At 35.0% G+C, this 18,594-nt stretch carries 15 protein-coding genes; 6 read left to right on the forward strand and 9 right to left on the reverse strand.

Annotated features, from left to right (window positions below; genetic code table 11):
• Positions 1-5 precede the first annotated feature (5 nt).
• The 5 genes from IWB64_RS08865 (at position 6) to IWB64_RS08885 (ending at position 5,785) form a co-directional block, all read left to right on the forward strand.
• Positions 6-1,145: a polysaccharide pyruvyl transferase family protein gene (locus IWB64_RS08865; RefSeq protein ID WP_194533675.1), complete on the forward strand. Its 1,140-nt coding sequence runs from the start codon at positions 6-8 to the stop codon at positions 1,143-1,145.
• Between the two features lie 4 nt (positions 1,146-1,149).
• Entirely contained in the window at positions 1,150-2,559 is a 1,410-nt protein-coding gene (locus IWB64_RS08870; RefSeq protein WP_194533676.1) for a Coenzyme F420 hydrogenase/dehydrogenase, beta subunit C-terminal domain, read from the forward strand.
• Positions 2,556-3,110 (forward strand): putative colanic acid biosynthesis acetyltransferase, encoded by a 555-nt coding sequence (locus tag IWB64_RS08875; protein ID WP_194533677.1) that lies wholly within the window; start codon positions 2,556-2,558, stop codon positions 3,108-3,110. The genes IWB64_RS08870 and IWB64_RS08875 overlap by 4 nt, the downstream gene beginning before the upstream one ends.
• Positions 3,110-4,012 (forward strand): glycosyltransferase family 2 protein, encoded by a 903-nt coding sequence (locus IWB64_RS08880; protein WP_194533678.1) that lies wholly within the window; start codon positions 3,110-3,112, stop codon positions 4,010-4,012. Before IWB64_RS08875 ends, IWB64_RS08880 begins: the two co-directional genes overlap by 1 nt.
• Before the next feature lie 201 nt (positions 4,013-4,213).
• Positions 4,214-5,785 carry a c-type cytochrome gene (locus IWB64_RS08885; RefSeq protein WP_194533679.1) on the forward strand — a complete coding sequence of 524 codons (1,572 nt, stop codon included), beginning with the start codon at positions 4,214-4,216 and terminating at the stop codon, positions 5,783-5,785.
• A 73-nt stretch (positions 5,786-5,858) separates the two neighbouring features.
• On the opposite strand, the gene IWB64_RS08890 is transcribed toward IWB64_RS08885, so the two are convergent.
• From IWB64_RS08890 to IWB64_RS08915, 6 genes are all read right to left on the reverse strand, one after another.
• Positions 5,859-6,923 (reverse strand): sugar-transfer associated ATP-grasp domain-containing protein, encoded by a 1,065-nt coding sequence (locus tag IWB64_RS08890; RefSeq protein ID WP_194533680.1) that lies wholly within the window; start codon positions 6,921-6,923, stop codon positions 5,859-5,861.
• A 10-nt stretch (positions 6,924-6,933) separates the two neighbouring features.
• On the reverse strand, positions 6,934-8,265 hold the full coding sequence (locus tag IWB64_RS08895; RefSeq protein ID WP_194533681.1) for a phenylacetate--CoA ligase family protein: 1,332 nt from the start codon (positions 8,263-8,265) through the stop codon (positions 6,934-6,936).
• 196 nt (positions 8,266-8,461) lie between these two features.
• Complete coding sequence (locus tag IWB64_RS08900; protein ID WP_194533682.1) at positions 8,462-9,721, reverse strand: WcaI family glycosyltransferase; 1,260 nt, start codon at positions 9,719-9,721, stop codon at positions 8,462-8,464.
• Positions 9,702-10,157: a VanZ family protein gene (locus IWB64_RS08905; RefSeq protein WP_194533683.1), complete on the reverse strand. Its 456-nt coding sequence runs from the start codon at positions 10,155-10,157 to the stop codon at positions 9,702-9,704. The genes IWB64_RS08900 and IWB64_RS08905 overlap by 20 nt, the downstream gene beginning before the upstream one ends.
• Before the next feature lie 15 nt (positions 10,158-10,172).
• Entirely contained in the window at positions 10,173-11,342 is a 1,170-nt protein-coding gene (locus IWB64_RS08910) for a glycosyltransferase (RefSeq protein WP_194533684.1), read from the reverse strand.
• A gap of 60 nt (positions 11,343-11,402) precedes the next feature.
• The gene (locus tag IWB64_RS08915; protein WP_226975837.1) at positions 11,403-12,380 is read right to left on the reverse strand and encodes a hypothetical protein; all 978 of its coding nucleotides are present in this window, start codon (positions 12,378-12,380) and stop codon (positions 11,403-11,405) included.
• Positions 12,381-12,582: 202 nt separating this feature from the next.
• Between IWB64_RS08915 and IWB64_RS08920 the strand changes: the two genes are divergently transcribed.
• On the forward strand, positions 12,583-12,795 hold the full coding sequence (locus IWB64_RS08920) for a hypothetical protein (RefSeq protein WP_194533686.1): 213 nt from the start codon (positions 12,583-12,585) through the stop codon (positions 12,793-12,795).
• 78 nt (positions 12,796-12,873) lie between these two features.
• On the opposite strand, the gene IWB64_RS08925 is transcribed toward IWB64_RS08920, so the two are convergent.
• The 3 genes from IWB64_RS08925 to IWB64_RS08935 all read right to left on the reverse strand — a co-directional run bounded on the left by IWB64_RS08925 (position 12,874) and on the right by IWB64_RS08935 (position 18,363).
• Positions 12,874-14,247 carry a lipopolysaccharide biosynthesis protein gene (locus IWB64_RS08925; protein ID WP_194533687.1) on the reverse strand — a complete coding sequence of 458 codons (1,374 nt, stop codon included), beginning with the start codon at positions 14,245-14,247 and terminating at the stop codon, positions 12,874-12,876.
• Between the two features lie 63 nt (positions 14,248-14,310).
• On the reverse strand, positions 14,311-16,581 hold the full coding sequence (locus tag IWB64_RS08930) for a GumC family protein (protein WP_194533688.1): 2,271 nt from the start codon (positions 16,579-16,581) through the stop codon (positions 14,311-14,313).
• A 426-nt stretch (positions 16,582-17,007) separates the two neighbouring features.
• Positions 17,008-18,363, reverse strand: a complete 1,356-nt coding sequence (locus IWB64_RS08935) for an exopolysaccharide biosynthesis polyprenyl glycosylphosphotransferase (protein ID WP_194533689.1) — start codon at positions 18,361-18,363, stop codon at positions 17,008-17,010.
• Between the last annotated feature and the right edge of the window lie 231 nt (positions 18,364-18,594).

Here is an 18,594-nt window from a genome sequence, read left to right on the forward strand (position 1 = left end):
CCCAAATGAAGAAAATAGGAATAATTACCATTTTGAATGTCAATAATTATGGAGCGGAATTACAAGCATTCGCCTTGCACCATAAATTGAAGAAAATGGGCTATGAGAACGAGATTATTAATTATCTCTATTATAAGAACCCAGAATATAAAAGCGAACGGCTATCAGACCCTTTAATAAAAACGTCGGGAAAGAACAAGCTAAAAGATTTAGTCTTAAAATGGTTGGATAAATATAGTTCATTCAAGTATCCGGAATTGGCAAAAGTACGTAAACAGCGTTTTGATGGATTTCATCAAAAATACACTGCGGTTTCCAAAGTGTATAAAAGCTATTCAGAACTATATAATGCTGCTTTGGATTATGATACCTATATAGTTGGGAGCGATCAAGTATGGAACCCTAATAACGGAACCAATATAGCTCCTTATTTTTTGACATTTGCTCCTAAAGATGCCAACAAGGTGTCCTATGCCTCTAGTTTTGGTGTTGGTAGTGTAAATTCTGCATACTACCCAAAATACAAGGACTGGTTGAACAATTTAACGCACACCAGCACAAGGGAGGCCGATGGTGTTCGTATAATAAAGGAAGTTACGGGCAAAGATGCTGTACACGTTGTTGATCCAACTTTGCTGCTTTCCAAGGAAGATTGGCAAGAAATTATGGTACCATATGAAGAGAAAGACCCCTATATTCTTTTCTTTATCTTTAAAAAGAACAAATATGCGGAAAACCTAGCCTATGAAATACAACGCAAAACGGGATATAAGATCATCAGAGTTTGTAAGAACGAAATGCCACTTGAACCCGATGATAAAATCTTAAACATACGGGATTATGGCCCAGCTGAATTTTTAGGTTTGTACAATGGAGCTAGTGTTGTTTTGACTACATCGTTTCATGGCAGTATATTTTCCCTAATATTTGAAAAGCCTTTTTATACCATAACCCCAGCTAGCAAAAACAACAATAGCCGGCAAGAGAGTCTTATGAACGTAGTAGGGTTGCAGGAGCGTTTGTTGCGGGAGGGAGACGATGTGGACTTGGATAAATTGACCGATATAGATTTTGAATCTGTAAAGGGTAAATTGAGTAAGCAAATTGATATTTCCGCAGAATTTTTGAACCAATCGTTAAACTAGTTTTATGACAACAGAGAACACAAAAGGAAGTTTAGAAAAAGTAGTTTCGGGCGGATACTGTACTGGTTGTGGTGCATGTGCATTTGCAACTAGTACAAAAATGAACATTAATGAGTACGGAGAGTATGTTCCGGATTTGGGGTCTATTGAAAAGAAAGATGCACAGACCATAGAAAGGGCAGAGTTCGTGTGCCCATCTCTAAATCCCGATTATAATGAAAATGTCTTGGCCAATACTTTTCTAGGTAGCGATAATGGTAACAAAAGTCAATTTATAGGACCATATCAGAACGTATATGGCGGTTTCGTTACTGAAGCAGATTATAGAAACCGTGGTACATCTGGAGGTTTTGGAACTTATATAGGAGCTGCCTTGTTCGAGAACGGAATGATAGATGGTGTTATCCATGTAAAGGAGTCTCAAAGAACCGATGCCTCAGACCCCTTTTTTAAGTATGGATTGAGTACATCGCTAGAGGAAATCCAAAATGGAGCCCGTACTAAATATCATGTAATTGAACTTTCGGAAATTTTAAATTTAATACAAGAAAAGCCCGGTAAATATTTACTAATTGGTGTACCGTGCATGATAAAGGCCATTCGTAGAATTCAATTGAAAGATGCATTCGTCAAAGAATCCATTAAATATACATTGGCATTGGTTTGTGGGCACTTAAAAAGTGTAAACTGGACCTTGTCTTTAGCTTGGGGAAAAGGTATTACTCCTGAAAAAGCTACTAAATTTAAATATAGGACCAAAGGGGAAGGTATTCCCGCAAGAGCATACGTTTTTACGGCTTATAGTGATGCGCAAGAGATTGTAGAGGATTCTGCTAATGTCATAGGGGGGAAATTTAATCAGGGTGCTTTAATGTTAGAGGCTTGTGATTTTTGTGATGATGTAGTGGGAGAGACAGCGGATATTACGGTAGGTGATGCATGGTTGCCACAGTTTGAGATTGATGCGCAAGGAACAAATATGCTTATCATACGTAATAAGGAAATAAACGAGCTGTTACAGAAATGTATTAAGGAGGAAAAAGTGAATTTGGTAAATCTTACAGAAGATGATGCCAAATATGCACAGGCAGGAGGGTTTAGACAACGTAGAGAAGGGCTGTCCTATCGTCTTCAGAAAAAAGACAAACTTAACAAATGGCGCCCGGAAAAGCGAATAAAAGCAAATTCACATACTTTATCTCCTCTGAGAAAAACAATTTATACGATGAGGTCTGAAGTCACAAAAGTATCTAGGGAGAGCTTTTTAAAGGCATTAGATAAAAATGATTACAGCATTTATCAAAAACGTATGAGAATTACCCTCAAAAGGCTTCGATTACTTGAGGTTGCAAGTTCTGCACCTAGAATTATCAGTAAAAAAATAGCTACTATTCGATTAAAGAATAACATATGAGTGATTCCTATAATATGACAGAAACTCGGCATAATTTCTCCTTGTCTAATAAAATAGGAAGAATTGTTTGGTCACTAGGGTGTCTGATTTTATTTAGGCCATTTTCAATGCGTATTTTTCGAAAATGGAGAATACTGGTATTAAAAATCTTTGGGGCTAGGGTTTCATGGAATTGTATTGTTCACGCTAATGTTAAAATATGGGCTCCATGGAACCTTGAAATAGGTAATTACTCCTGTTTGGGGCAAAAGGTAGATTGTTATAATCAAGGTAAAATAACTTTGGGCGATAATGTTACTGTTTCTCAAAAATGCTATTTGTGCGCTTCTAGTCATGATTATACCAGTAAATCTCATCATCTGTTCTTAGCCCCAATAAAAATCGAAGATAAGGTTTGGATTGCTGCTGATGCATTTGTTGGACCAGGAGTTCATATTGGTGAAGGCACAGTGGTTGGTGCCAGGGCTGCTGTTTTTAAAAATGTAGAACCTTGGTCGGTAGTTGGTGGCAACCCTGCAAAATTTATTAAAAAACGAGAAATTAAAGACTGATGCATTCAATTTCTACAATTATTCTTACGTATAACGAAGAAAAGCATATTGAGCGGTGTATTACAAATGCACAACGTTTTTCACAAACAGTCTATTTAATAGATTCTTTCTCTACTGATGACACCGTGAAAATTGCTGAGTCATTGGGTGCCATAGTATATCAAAATAAATGGGAGAATAATCACGCCAAACAGTTCAATTGGGGGCTTGAAAATCTACCCATTGATACCGAATGGATATTTCGCCTAGATGCTGATGAATATTTAATGGATACATTGGTAGATGAAATAAATACGAAATTAGGTGGCTTGGAACCACATATTTCTGGGATAGTCTTTGAACGGAAAATATGTTTTTTGGGTAAATTAATGACGAAAGGTATGATTAAGATGAATATCCTAAGGATGTTTCGGTTTAATCAAGCTGTATGCGAAAATCGTTGGATGGATGAGCATATTGTGCTTACGCAAGGTAAAAGTATAATGTTTGAGAGTTATTTTGTAGATGATAATCTAAACTCCTTAGGTTGGTGGATAGAAAAACATAATAATTATGCAACTCGTGAAGCTATAGAATTATTAAATATAGAATATGCGTTAGTGGCTTTTGATGAGGGCGGTGGTTCGCATATTATGTCTATTGATGCACAATCAAAAAGGGATAAAAAAAAGAAGTACGCTAACATGCCCCTATTTTGGCGTTCATTTATTTACTTTATATATCGCTATATCTTTAAAATGGGTTTCACGCAGGGAAAAGAGGGGTTTTTATGGCATTTTCTTCAGGGGTGGTGGTATCGTTCTTTAGTAGATGCTAAAGTATATGAAATACAAAGGGCCTGCGGAGAAGATACTGAAAAGATGAAACAGTTTATATTTCAAAACTATAAAATAAAACTATAGGCTACATAGGTTATATGGCTAATTAAAGATTATAAAGTGAATGGTAAATTAAAAAAATTGCTAGTTCTTGTTATAGCTGTATTCTTGGTTTTTCTTGCGTTTTACCCCAATAGACTAAATAGATACGTCAAAAGAAAATTAAGGGTTTATTCTACTGCTCCCTCGGGTGTATTGGAGGAAGTCTTGTTTAAAAAAATAATATTGGGCGATAAGATTAAGGGCAAGTATACAAGCTTGGTAATAGGCCCTGATCATAAATTATATGCAAGTGCTGTAGACGGGAAGATAAAACGATTCATTATTAAAGCTTCGGGAGATTTATTATTGGAGCACATTTTTGAACCTTATGGAGATGAATCTAAATTCTCTATTGGCTTGGCTTTTGACCCTGCGGCAAAATCAGATAGTTTAATAGTATGGACCACTTATTCAGAAAGTACTAGTGATTGGGTGGAGTTTCCCGATACTCAAAATACATTTGATAAATCAAATTGGGCCGGGAGTATGAGACGAATGCATTTGAGCAGTACAACCAGCCAAGTCTTGAAAAACGAATTGGTCTTAAAAGAACTGCCTCGTTTTGGGCCAAACCACGAGAATTTTGCAAATTCTATTGTTTTTGGGCCGGAGGGAAAACTCTATTTTGCACAAGGATCTAATACAGGTATGGGTTTGTGTGATTGTGAAGAGAATCAAGAACCGTCTCGGGAAGCCTTATTGTCTGGTACTATTCTGTGTCTTGATTTAAACAAATTACCTAAAAAGTTACCCATTGTGGTCAAAACGGCTGATGGTGGTGGAAGTTATGACCCCTATGATAATATGGCACCATTAAAAATATATGCCACTGGCCTCAGAAATGCCTATGATATGGTTTGGCATAGTAATGGACAACTTTATGCTAATATTAATGGCTCTGGGGGAAATGAGAACACCCCAACTTCAGACCCTGAATCCCCATATTACATCTTGCCTTCTTCAAAAATAAACTATAGCGGTCCTAAAGATATTCCAGCGGTAATTGGTGCGTATCCTGATCAAAATGATTTTATGGCGAGAGTAGTGCAGGGGGGGTACTATGGACATCCTAACCCACTTAGGGCAGAATATGTACTAAACCACGGTGATGCCGATTTGGATAATTTTGAATATAATGGGATTGCACCTGATAGTAATTTCAAAGGCTTTACATACGATTTTGGTCCGCATGTTGCTCCCACAGGTATAATAGAGTATACAAGTGATACTTTTAACGGAAGATTAAAAGGATGTCTAGTTGCGGTGCGAATGGGGCACAATGATTTGGTTGTAGTTAGGCCTGATGGTGAAAAAAAAGATATTATTGAGGATTATGATGGTTCGGCAATGGGTTTGGCCTTGGAAGGCGGACCTTTAGATATAGTTGAAGATGCCGGAACAGGAAATATTTATATATCGGGATTTGGTAATAGTACAATTACATTGTTTAAACCAATTGAAAATGAAGTCGATAGGCTTGTTCATCAAAGAAAAAATAAATCAAGACAACCAAAGGATTCCTGGGAAAGTGGCAAAGTGATCTATGAGCAAAATTGTCAGATATGTCATGGAGCAGAGGGGCGTGGAGGAACAGGGCCAAGTTTGGTTGATGGGAAATGGATAAATGGAAAGGAAAATGTGTTTTTAACCATCAAAAATGGATCGGTTAATGGAAGCATGCCAGCGTGGAAAGATAAATTATCAAGTAAGGAAACTACTTGGGTTGAAGGTTATATTTTATCCTTAGAGAAATAGAATTACACCACACTATAATAACACATTACTATACTTTATAATAAGGTAATTTTTACTTCATTTGGTATTAAGGTTATTCTGCTTTGTGTAAGTTTTCCCAGCCTAATCCTGTAAATGATGGCCCTTGAGTAGCTTCTGAGAATTTAATATCATTACTATACCCATTCCACTCCATTAGAACCGGTTTATTGTCATTGTTTATTATAATATCCCAACCAATGGAGCGTACCATTGGCATTCGTTCATGAAGGTTAAGAACTAAATTAACGGATTCTTGATACTGAGGGATTGTTTTGGATAAAAATGTTACTTTGGAATCGGGGTGGATTGTTGTGGTTTGCCAATTAGCAAGATAGCCCATATCTTTGAGTGTTCCGTTTGTTGAATCTATTGGAACTCGCACATGACTGACTGATTTTACATGAGTCTCATTCAATCTACCTAACCGAAGATAAGAAGCACGAACTGATATTTTATTTTGATTGTCGATTACCGTAGTGATTCGTATAGTTGCAACGGAATCCGGTATGAACTCATCAAAAAATGAGTGTTGTTCAATATAACCTTGAATAACGCAGTTTCCTTTTTTCTCAATTAGCGAAATGTCAAAATCTTTTTTTTCAATTTGGAATATGCCGCGACCTTGGTAAGACTGATCAAGTTTGCAAATTACTTGATTGGTATGTTTGAAAATAACATCTTTTACAAGTAGCTTACTAATGGGTTGTAGGTTATTGTCAAACCAAAAACCATTAATATAAGAAGCTATTTCAGGAGATGCCTCAATATTCAATAATCTATTACAAAGGGGTTTTAAAAAAGAAATTTTACCGTAAGCTCCTTGAATCTTAGGAATTACAATTTTACCATAATAATTATCGGGTATCCAGCCTTCTAAGAATCTTCCGTTTATTGCGGAATAGGTATGAAGCCATGGAGAAAATCCTTTCCAGCCCAAAATTTCTATAGCATATTCATCAGCTCTCTTCTTTATTTTGGAGTCAAGTATTCCTCTGTCCTTTTCAATTTCATTCAGAGCTTTTTTTGCTAGATTGTTAGATATATGATGGTATCTACGGTCAACCAAAGTAGAGAAAGATTGTTTGGTTAAAGATTTGAGCTTTTCTATACTTAACATTAAAATAGAGTTATTCTAAGTGACTTACTATAAGCGGTGTTTTGGTAGTGGTGCGTTCTATTCGCTCAATTTGTCTGTAACCTACCTTTATCTCAAAACGTGAACGTTTCTTCAGTAATTCTGCCATTTTTTCAGCGGCATCTTTAGCGTCTTGGTTGGACATACGTGGAACATAATCTATACATACTGAAAAATCTGCCTCTTGTCGTAATTGAATTTCTTTGAAAACTTTCATATGACCGTCAAACATAGCCATTAAATGCGCACCTCTTATAAGAAGGCCTGAGGGGGTTTTAATATTTACAGTTTGTCTACCTCTTACATTTTCCATTAGTCGCAAAGGTCTACCACACTTACATCTATAATCTAGGTATTTTCCTTCGTCTCCTATTTCATAACGTATTAAAGGGAAAGCAAAATTAGTTAAGTCTGTTAAAAGTATTTTACCAGTGATGTTTGGTGGCACAGGCCTATTGTCCTTGTCTACAAACTCAATATGCACAGTATCTTGCATGATATGCAAACCATTTTGTTGTGGACACTCTGCAGCAATTAATAAGATTTCGGTGTTGCCATATTGGTCGCAAACTGGTGCGCCAAACGCTTTTTCCATTAATTCACGTTGCTCTTCAAACAATGGGGCCGAAGTTACCCAGACCATTTTGGGAGGATGGATTTTTATGTCATTATCAAGTAAATACAGAGCAAATTCAAAAACTACATCCACGTAGCCTTGAAGCAAAGTGGGTTTTATTTTATTAAAATCATGAATAAACTTATCTAATTTTTTTGTATTCAAGTCAGCCGCTGCTAGGAATATACGTTGGGTAGGCCACCAAAGTAAACTATTCCGCAATCGCTTAAAAAAAGGTCGTTTATATCTATAAATAAATGCTTGGTTTTCCCATGGCTCAACTCCCCACCAATCTAAAATACGCCACCTTATGGGTGTTTCTGGATGTCTGCAATCGTGAAGGACAGAGACAGGAAATCCTGTGCTACCGGATGTGCTAGCCTTTCTGTGAATTGATTTTGAGACATCATCCGTTCGGATACTATCAAAATTTTCGCGAAGCTCAGTTCGGGTTAATGGCTTTAGTTTTAAGAAGTCATCTTCGCTTAATACACCTCCTTTTGTAATTCCTATTTCTTGATATTTGTTTTTATAGAAAGCAGAATTTTTTATAGCATGACTAACCAGTGTTTGACGCTTTTTTAAGTTTAAGTCAGAAAGATTGTCATCCTGCAAGTTTGCGGCTGTTTCACGGTGTAAATCTTCAAGCTTTCGATTTACAAACTTGGTTTTAAATGAAAAAACTGCTTTTGAAAAGCTATTCTTCATAGTGGTATGATATTAAAAATATCTAAAAAAAAGATATCTGGTAATGGTTTGGTTCGTGCAAAATTTTTAAAAATAATCAATCAAATTGGAGGGAGTTCGATGTTGTCAAATTAAAGTTACAAATGAATCTACAATTAGTATTAACTACCATTGTGAATAACGGTATTAATCGATAAAATGCATGTGAAACATTAGTTTAAGTATTTAATTCTTTTTCAAATGCTCCCATGATTTTGTCAATGGCTAAATACTGCTCAGCATATGTTCTAGCGGCTTTTCTAATAGAGTTGCTCTCATTGCTTTGAAAAGCTTTTAAAATACCATCGTTCAAGGCTTTTTGATTTTCTGCATCAACTAATAGCCCCATATTATGTTTGCGAACTACTTTATTTAAGCTAGATTCTTCATTAGCTGTAATTAACGCTAGGCCTCCTACGGCTAAAATGGTGGTTAACTTTGAAGGCATAACTAGGTCACTAGCTTTCTTTTTTTGAATAACCAAATGCAAATTAGCCATATTTAAGAAGGCATTAAAGTCTGCTTTGGGTTGCAACGGAAGAAAACTAATGTTGGTTAATTGCATTTCTTCAGCTATGTTTTGTAAAGTTTTTTTGTAAGGTCCTGTACCGCAAATCGCAAATTTTAAATTTTTATGGGCTTCCAAGGTTTTGGCGGTATGTAAAATAGCCTCAAGGCCTTGTTTTTCTCCTATTGCACCTGAGTACAGAACAACCCAGTCGTCGGCGTTAAAACCAAATTTTTCCTTTAACATTCCACCGCTTTCAGTCATAGGGAAAAAGCTGTCCGTTCCCGTCCAATTTGGAAAAAATAATAATGGTTTTTCTGCTTTTTTTGCAATTCGGTCTATCATACCGTCAGAAATGCTACTTACAACATCGGTATGCCTAAAAATATATCGTTCTGTACCATACAAAAGTTTTAATAAACGTGGGTTTTTAATTAAACCTAAATCTTGGGCAGCCTCTATTTGTAAATCTTGAATATGATGTAAATGCTTGGCTCCTCTTAGGTTTTTATAAAGAGACCCCAAAAGCCCAGACTGAAATGACGGTGCTATGGAAATTACCCAGTCGTATTTTTTTTGAAATAACAAAGGTTGCATTCTAGCAAACGCCGCTGCAGAAAAAGAAGTATCCAAGAGCATACGTTTAAGTCCGCTGGGTTGATGAGGTACGTACATTGGACAACGTATTACTTTAAGAGTACCACCTGAATCAAAATGCTGTACTTCTTTTTTATACCAGAACCGATTTTTTCTATAGGGTTGTTGTATTTCCCAATGGGGGTAATAAGGGTAAGCGGTAAGTACAGTACAATCATGTCCTTGACCCGCTAACCACTCCATCATTTCACCAGAATACTTACCAATACCTGTTAGTTCAGGGGCAAAATTATAACCGATAAAGAGAATACGTTTAGTCTGTTTTATGTCCATAAGATATGGTTTTAATAATATGTGTAATCTGCCAACCCAAAAAGGAAGTCAGTAAGCCACCGATAGCTCCTATAGAACCCCAAATGACATCTTTTATGTCAGGGCTTCTTGAGGGTAAAAAATACTGACCGGCTTCGGCAATGATAACGATGATACATAGAGCGCCCCAAGTGTAAAACCAAACCCAAAACCTGACTCGCTTAATTATTACTAAATATAAACCTATTAAAAGACCAAGTCCAACAAAAGGTACGGCCGTTCGTCTACGGTTATTCCGTATTTGGTCTGTCCATTCTGAAAGCCAAGTAGGTATGAATGCTGATTCTTTTAGATTGGGATTGGTCTTCCAACTCAAGAAAAGAATCAAAAATAATCCCACTATAAATAACAGTGAAAATACAAACTTGGTTTTATTTTTTTTTGTTAAATATTCCATCTTTAAAGGATTAACCTAAAATAATTTGGCTTTCTCTATTTTTAAATAAATTTGCTCTATTTCATCGGTCAATTTATCTTCATTAAATCTTTGGGCATTAATTAACCCTTTTGCAATCACGTCATTTTTTTCTTTTGAAGAAATGCTTAAAGCCTTTTCTAAAACTTGTGCAGATTCATGCGCCCAAGCCTTAATCTGTTCGGGGCTTGGACATCTTTCTATAAAGAAAGCGGCATTTCCTCCAACTTCATTCATTGGGGCTTCATTTGTTGTGATTACTGGGCATCCGGAGGCCATTGCTTCGGCAACTGGCCAACCAAAACCTTCAAATAGGGAAGGGAATAAAAACATACTGGCACCTTGATAACTTTGTAATAATAAATGATTATCTGCATTCGTCAAAAAGTATATATCATTTTTAAATTGAGAAGATTCAGACGCTTCATATATTTTTTTTGAAGGTGGGTAGCCTATCAATAAAAGGGGTAGCGATTTATTGGTTACAGCGCGCCATGAGGTATATAAAGCAATAAGGCCAATTCTGTTTTTATAAAATCCATTACCTCCTACGTGTAACAAATACCCTTGCTCAAGATTATGTTTTACATGTTTACTGACTTCAATTCGTGCATTAGTAACAGAGCCGGGTATAAACATGGGGTCCAGCGCGTTATATACTTGTTCGTTTATAGCTGGCTCTCTTTTTAAAAACTTAACTAATTCTTTTTGAGTATGTTTTGAAACTGAAATAAAATTTTGGGCTTTAGAGAAACCTTTTAAGATTGAACGTTGGTATATCTTACCGGTCCAATTGGTAGGATTTTCCTTAATTAAACCTAGGGAAGATTTTAAAGCTATAAAATCATGGCAATGCACAATGTGCTTTTTGTTTTTTAACAAGGGCATCCATATGCCTAAAGCTTGGTCAATCAAAACATACAGGGTGTCTTTGGGTTTCTGCTTGCTTTTTATAAGAAATAAGAGAGGAAAAAGTATAAACTGGTCAACATAGATTAACCATTTCCTTATAGTCTTAGGAAAATAAGTTTTGGCTAGATAAGGCTTTGGATGCCAAATTTCTGAATCGTGTCCCTTCGCCGTCATACTTTTATCCAGGAAGTTGGCATAACGGTTCATGCTATAACCTCTAAGGTGATTATGATGGTTTAGAAAGATTATTTTCATGATTCGTAATTTTTACTTGAACAATATCGATGTATTTTTTTAATGTAATAATCATCAAAACTAAGATTCATAATTTTTTTGACTGTTCTTTTTTATGGTAATTATCTTAATGAAATTAAATTTATGAATAAGGATAATTAGAGCGATAACTAATGTAAAGGAAACTGTCTTTGCCAGTATGCCATCCAATTTTTGTTCAGTAGCAAATGCCAAACTAAAAACTGAATAAACAACATAGAGAGATACAATTGTTTTGCCGAAAAAAAACTCGGAGCTTCTAGAAATGAAAAGCCATAGACGGTATATTAGGATGTAGAACAAAACGGTTATAATAGAACCTAATGTAGAATAATCTGCCAGCGTTAAAAGTAATACGGAATCTGCAGAATCATAATCAACATTTTGCCTGTCTTGTAGGGTTATTTCAGATCCCAGCCCTTTATTAGGATTTAACACTTTAGGAATGGCATGGTCAATTGCAGATAATGTTATACTACCCCATGTTATATCGTGGTCACCATCATTTCTCGCTACCCAATAAATTGCTTTATATAAATTTATAGCACGGGTGTCTGTGGATTCCGAGGCGCCTTCATTGGCATCATCAAATTTGTCAACACCATAATTATAAATATTCTGTATTGAAGTAATGGGCTGTTGTACTTTAAATTCTATTGGAGATGTTCTAACGATATTGTAAAATGGAAAGTAGATGAAATATAAAAATGCCGCAAAAATAAAGGCGTAACTAATAAGTTTTTTGTTAATTAATTCTCTATTTGTACTATAGAAAACAATTCCACCAAATAGAAGAAACTCTAGTAATTCCCTTCTAGAGAGCATTAAATAATTAAGCATGAACAAGGCTAAGGAAATGGCGATTAAAATATCATATTTTTTCTTTTTTAAATTTTGAAAAAATAACATCATAGGAATAATTAGACCAAATCTAAAAATGGTGGCAAAGAGTTTGACCATTGAAGATTGTTCATAACTAGCATTTGCACTTTCTTGTTGTATTTCTTTAAAAGCTGTCATTAATGACATCTGGGGTATGTAATATACTATAGAAAAAATAGGCAGTACAATGAGAAAAATTTTGAACACCAAACTTATTCTGAGGTTGGGGTAATTTTTGAGGAAATAAGTTACATTAATTGGAGTGTTGTTTTTTTTCTCTATTAGGTTACTAGCTATTAACGCAGCAATAAAAAAGAATAACAAATAAAAAAACACGAAAATGGAAGTTCCCGTTGATAATCTTCCAATAACATTGTATACGGCCTGGTTGGATTTTAAAGGGATTATAACAAAGAAAAGGGTGTTGAAAACTATGAGTAAATCAAAAAAGTTTAATTCAGCTTTATTGATCAATTTACGTGCCACCGAAATTGATGGCAACAACAATATTATTGAAAGGAATTTAATTAATATCATTATTAAAATAAATTAGTCAAAAGCAGTATTATCACTCTTTAGATTTTAGATTTTTTTAAAGTTTAGTTATAAAACCAATACACTATTGTTTAAACTAATTTTTTGAACTTAGGAATTTCAATTGCACCTTGGTATATAATAATTTGAAATCATCTAATCCATGAGAAAACAATTCACCTACTGACATTCGCATAATTTTACAACCTGCAGGCATAACTAAAAAGACCAATATAAGGTCTAGCGAAATCGCGCCCATAGCAGCACCATTAAGACCGAATTGGCGTGATAGCAGATAAGTACAGGTTATCGAAATTAAAGCTGCGATAATGCCGTAAATCCCCATTTTCCGAGGTTGATTGACTGCGCGAAATACCATTTCGGTTGTATACCATAAAGCGTTAAGTAACATACCTGAAATGAACAGATACCACATCGTTTCAGGGACTTCCAGTTCATTGTTTGTCCATATACCATAAAACCACAAACCAAACATAGCCAAGAAAACAAAGCCTATAGCAGATAGTGCAAATACGCCAAGGATAGATAATCTAAAGATTTTTTGAGCTGTTTTCCAATCTCCTTTACCTATTTGATTAATAAGTTCAGGAAAAACTGTAGGTTCAACCATGTAAAGTACTTGATTAAAGGAACGACTTAAAGTTCTGACCGTATTAAATATGGCTACTGCTTCTGGCCCCAATACAATACGAACCACAAATGTTGTTCCTTGAAAATAGATGATTTGCCAAAGGGGCAACATCAAATAGCTTAGTCCCTTAGTAGTGATATCCTTTAAGATTATAGAATCCTTTACACCACTGTGTATCTTGAATAGCCCAATAACTTGACGACCTTTAATCCAATAAACCGTCATAAAAATCAACATAACCAAAAGTTGCGAAATTGCAAATTCAACAATTCCATAGCCTAATAGTAAAACCAATAGCCCTGCTCCCAAATTAGCGGCCGCTTTGGATGTTATCAAATTAATACTTAAAGCAGCTTTTTGAGCGGATCTGTAATATGCCTCAATGAGCTGTAGGTAAAAGGTTAATAGCTGTGAAAAAATAAGGATAGATACTGCTAGTATTGCCTCTTGGCTATCAATTAGGGATTTATCAAATACATGAAAATAATCTAAGGTGAAAATAGCAACTGTACTAATTAACATGGCTACAAATACCATTATGGAAATAATATATACCCCGGTTTTACTAATGTTAGCTGCTTCTTGTTTATGACCGGCAGCATAACTTAAAACGAAACTATTTGCGGCGGCGGATCCAAAGCCTAAGTTAGAAAATGCAATTACACTAGGTATTATGGTCAAAGTAAGCCACTCTCCATAGTACGCAGCACCCCAGGCAGAGATAAAGAACGGAACCAGAAACAATTGTTCCAACACCCGAACTCCTTTTTGGAAAATGGAGGCCAGCCCATTGCTAAGAACCCTTTTTTTTAGTGACATCTCTTTTTGAATGTGGTATTGTTACCGTATTTTTTTCGTTTCTATAGTAAAACCCTAGTTGTATTAATTCTTTCTAGTACTATACCCATACGATTCCGGAGCCTTTGTATCATTCAGTAAAACCATAGTATTTCTCAATTTTCCATTTTTATGAATGGATTCTATGCTCTTTACATTATCTCTTTTTGTCGTGTCTTTTCGTACAATATAGATGGTACTGTCTATATAAGCATTTAATGCAAAGGCATCTGAAATTAAACCAATAGGAGGTGTATCTATTATAATGCGGTCGTAATCACTTTTTAATGATGTTATTAATTCCTCAATTCTTTTGCTTAACATCAATCGGCCGACTTGATTAACTTCCATACCTGCACCTATCAAATACAAATTATCTATGCTAGGATGTTTTTGGGTAATTCTATCAATATCTACGTCATTTTTTATGATAAAATCAGTTAGGCCTGGAGAGTCCGGTAGATCAAAATTTTTCATTAGGCTTGGCATTCTCAAATCAAATGCAAGAACTATTACCTTTTCTCCGTTAGTTGCCAGCGTTATTGCAAGGTTTGAGGCGATAAAAGTTTTACCCTCTCCTTTAGTGGTAGAGGTAACTAATAGGGTCTGGTTCTTTTCCGTTTTTTTAAGATACTCTAGGTTAAAACATAAAAGTCGGAATAATTCTGCAGTAGGGGTACGACTGTTTTTGTTGGCAATTATGATATCTGCATCCGTACTTCTAGAAATTTCACCTAATATAGGAGCTGTAGTCAGACTTGAGAGTTCCTCAATAGACGCTACTTTATTGCTTAGTAAACCTTTGGTGTAAACAACACAGAAAGGTAAAAATAACCCTAAAAGAATTCCGCTTAGATAGAGTGCGGTTTTGTTAGGGCTTACTGGAAATCTCCCGGCTTTTGGAAGACTTACTATTCGAGTAGAAGAAACTGGAGCAGCTAGTGAAAGTATTTCTTCTTCGCGCTTTTGTAATAAATATAAGTAAAGCCCTTCTTTGGTACTTTTGTCTCTACTAATGTCTACCAGTTTTCTCTCCATGGAGGGAACCTTGGCAATCTGTGCCTGATATTTGTTAGCGTTAGATTGCAAATTGCGTTGAGCAATCAATAAACGGTTTTTGGCACTTCTTACATTTTCAATAATTGCCTTTACCAAATCATTTAAGGTACGGTTAAGATTTACTATTATAGGGTTTGCATTTGAGGCTGATTGTGCCATTTGTCCTTTTTGTAATAAGGTGGCATTATACAAATCAATCATACCTGTTAACGAAGGGTCGTTAGCACTTAAGGATGCTGGAATAGGAGTATCTAGATTTCCCTGTTCAAGATATAATTCAATGGAGTTGATTACGTTAATTTCAGTCTGATAATCAGAGATCAATTTTTTATAATCATTGGCTTGTTCTATGTAAAGATTGGCATTACTCGTAACATCCGTTAAATCATTCTTTGTTTTAAACTGTTCAACTGATTTCTCTACACCTTGTATTTCACCTGAGAGTAATTTGAGCCTACCATCAATCATTTTGATTGTGTTTTCTGCTAACTCGTTCTCATATTTAATCATCTCCTCTACATAAGTTTCAATAAGGCCCGCAACAATGTATTCACCTTTCTTTTTATGACCGTATAAAAATCGTATAGCTAGAAGATTACCTGTTCTAGTAGATTGTTCAACGCTTAGATTAGCTAAATAATTATCAATAACTCTATCTGTATTCTTGATTACAAAATATAAGGGTTTCCCTATATCAACATACCTGCTATCTTCACGGCAATCAATTGTGAAAGTTCCAAAAGGAGAGGAGACCAAATCGCCAAAATTCTGTTCTAGTTTAAAGTCTTCACCATTTATAGAGGCTTGTAATTCGTATTTGTTATTATCTAGTAGCGTAACTGTTATTGGCAGATCATAGATTACTTTAGCCGTTTCATCAACCAATACTTTGATAGGAGTTTCATCACCATATATTTCAACATCTCTTATTCGTCCTTCAACGTAATAGTTAATGTTTAATGAGCGAGTGGAAATAACCTTTTCCATAATCCCCGTTGATCGTAATATGCCAATTTCGTCATCTACATTATAAGAATTTTTAATTAGCCCTAGGTCCTTGATATTTTCCCCTTTTAGAGAGCCTTGGCCGGCATCTTGACTTTTTACTAAAAGCGTACTAGTTGTTTCATACTGGGTTTCAGCTTTGTATCTAAGATAAAGAAACACAGCCAATAAGCACGCTACTATGCCTATTGCAAAAAGCGGCCAATGTTTTAAGTATTTTGAGATTAATTTGGTGATATTTATCTGTTCCATATGACTAAATCGATTTAGCGTAAAGCTTCAAGTTGAGTTAATGAATAAAAAGAGCATTGACGATTGGTTTGTTCTATGTCAAAATCGTCATAAATTGAGCGATTTACTATGTGTAAATATCTTAATGGTAATAGATAATCCATTCTCTGACACTGGCATATTTTTATTTATCATATTATAAATTTGATTACCCATATTGAAAACCTATCAAAGAAAGGGCATTTTTTGTATACCTAAAACTTTTAGAGGTCTTAAAAAAAGCAAGACTCATTTTTTCATTTGCAATCTGTTTAATTCTAATGTAACCCATTGGTTTTATGTGAATTATTTTACCTTGTAAATTATAAAAATGAATTTTAAAATTTGTTTTTATAAGAATATGAAATTTAACATTTACCTTAAATGTATAAGCTTATTTTGTAATGTTTAATACGCATTTTCCTCACCACGCACAGCATTGATAACCGTTTGTACAATAATCTTTATGTCTAATTTTAAAGTCCATTTTTCAACATAAAAAATATCTAGTTTGGTGCGATTTAAAATATCTTTCTTCTCAGTAATCTCACCACGATACCCTCTAATTTGAGCAAGGCCTGTTATGCCTGGTTTTACAAAATGACGTACTAAATATTTATCTACGGATACTTCATAATCGTGGGTGTGTGATTCCATATGTGGTCTGGGACCTACCACACTCATCTCACCTAAAAACACATTTATAAACTGAGGTAGTTCATCTATACTAGTTTTTCGAATAATCCTGCCTACTCGTGTAACACGCATATCGCCTTTAGTTGCCATTTTGGAATCAGCATCGTCAGAAGGGGCCATAGATCGGAATTTATAACACCAAAAAGTTTTCCGTTTTAAACCGTGTCTTTTCTGTTTAAAATAGAGGTTGCCGGGTGATTCTAATTTAATCAGGATATACATTAATGGAGTAAGCCAAGATAGGATTCCAAGAATGACCAATGATGAAAAAAAGAGGTCAAACGTACGTTTTACAACGCGCGCAAAAAGCGTATCCAAAGGAACACGTCTAAGGTTCAGTACAGGAACGGTTTCATAGAGTTCTATAAACATCCCTCTGGAATAAATTTCCTTGTTATCCGGTATAATTTTTACACGGATAAGGTTATTGTCCGCAAAATCTATAAGGTTACGAAGTTCCTTGCTATTGAATTTTGAGGCTACACAGTAAATCTCATCTATATCATTTTCTAATATATAGAGAAAGCAGTCCATAACTGGCCCAAGAAAGGTAGGACTTTTAGATTTTTTATCGTCAAAGTAACCCATGTAGCGGTAACCTAATTCAGAATCATCAAATACCTTTCTAATTTTTTTTAAATTTTTGTCACGGCCCAGGACCACTACCTTTACCGAGTTACCACCCCACATACGGTATTTTCTTCGTAACCAGAAAAATACCACTCGGTAGGCTGTAAGCGCCACACATATCATGAGATAGATGAACAATTGCTGTTCAAGAGATTTGTAAATTCTTCCGGTAATACCAAATAGGGCAAAATAGGCAAGACCATAAATTAAGTAAAGCTGAATAACTTTATGAATATTGGTAAAAAAGCCCTCTTTACGTTTTCTGGTATAATAACTTAATCCATAAGTTATAAGTAACCAAGAGATATTGTAATGTAAAATGTAGTAAACGTTGGTGTAGGTTTCCGGAGTTAAAAAATAGAGAAAACTGTTTATAATAAACAGGTGCACCGCTATCGATACAGGAATAATCCAGTCTGAATTTTTAAAGTTTTTCATTTTCCTATTTCTGGGGCTGGTTGATATTCAAATGTAAAATAGAATTTAAAGCTATTATTCGTGAAAAAACAACTGTATTTTGAGTGTATTTTTTTAAAAAGAGTCGACTAACTGATAAAAACATAATAGCATTAAATTTATATAGGGTTAATCGTACTTTATATTTTTTTCGTGATGTATTTTTAAGCTTTAGGGGAAGGTTTTTATTGCGAGCGCAAATATATGATATCG

It is taken from the genome of Zobellia nedashkovskayae (genome assembly GCF_015330125.1).
GTDB classification, from domain to species: Bacteria; Bacteroidota; Bacteroidia; order Flavobacteriales; family Flavobacteriaceae; genus Zobellia; species Zobellia nedashkovskayae.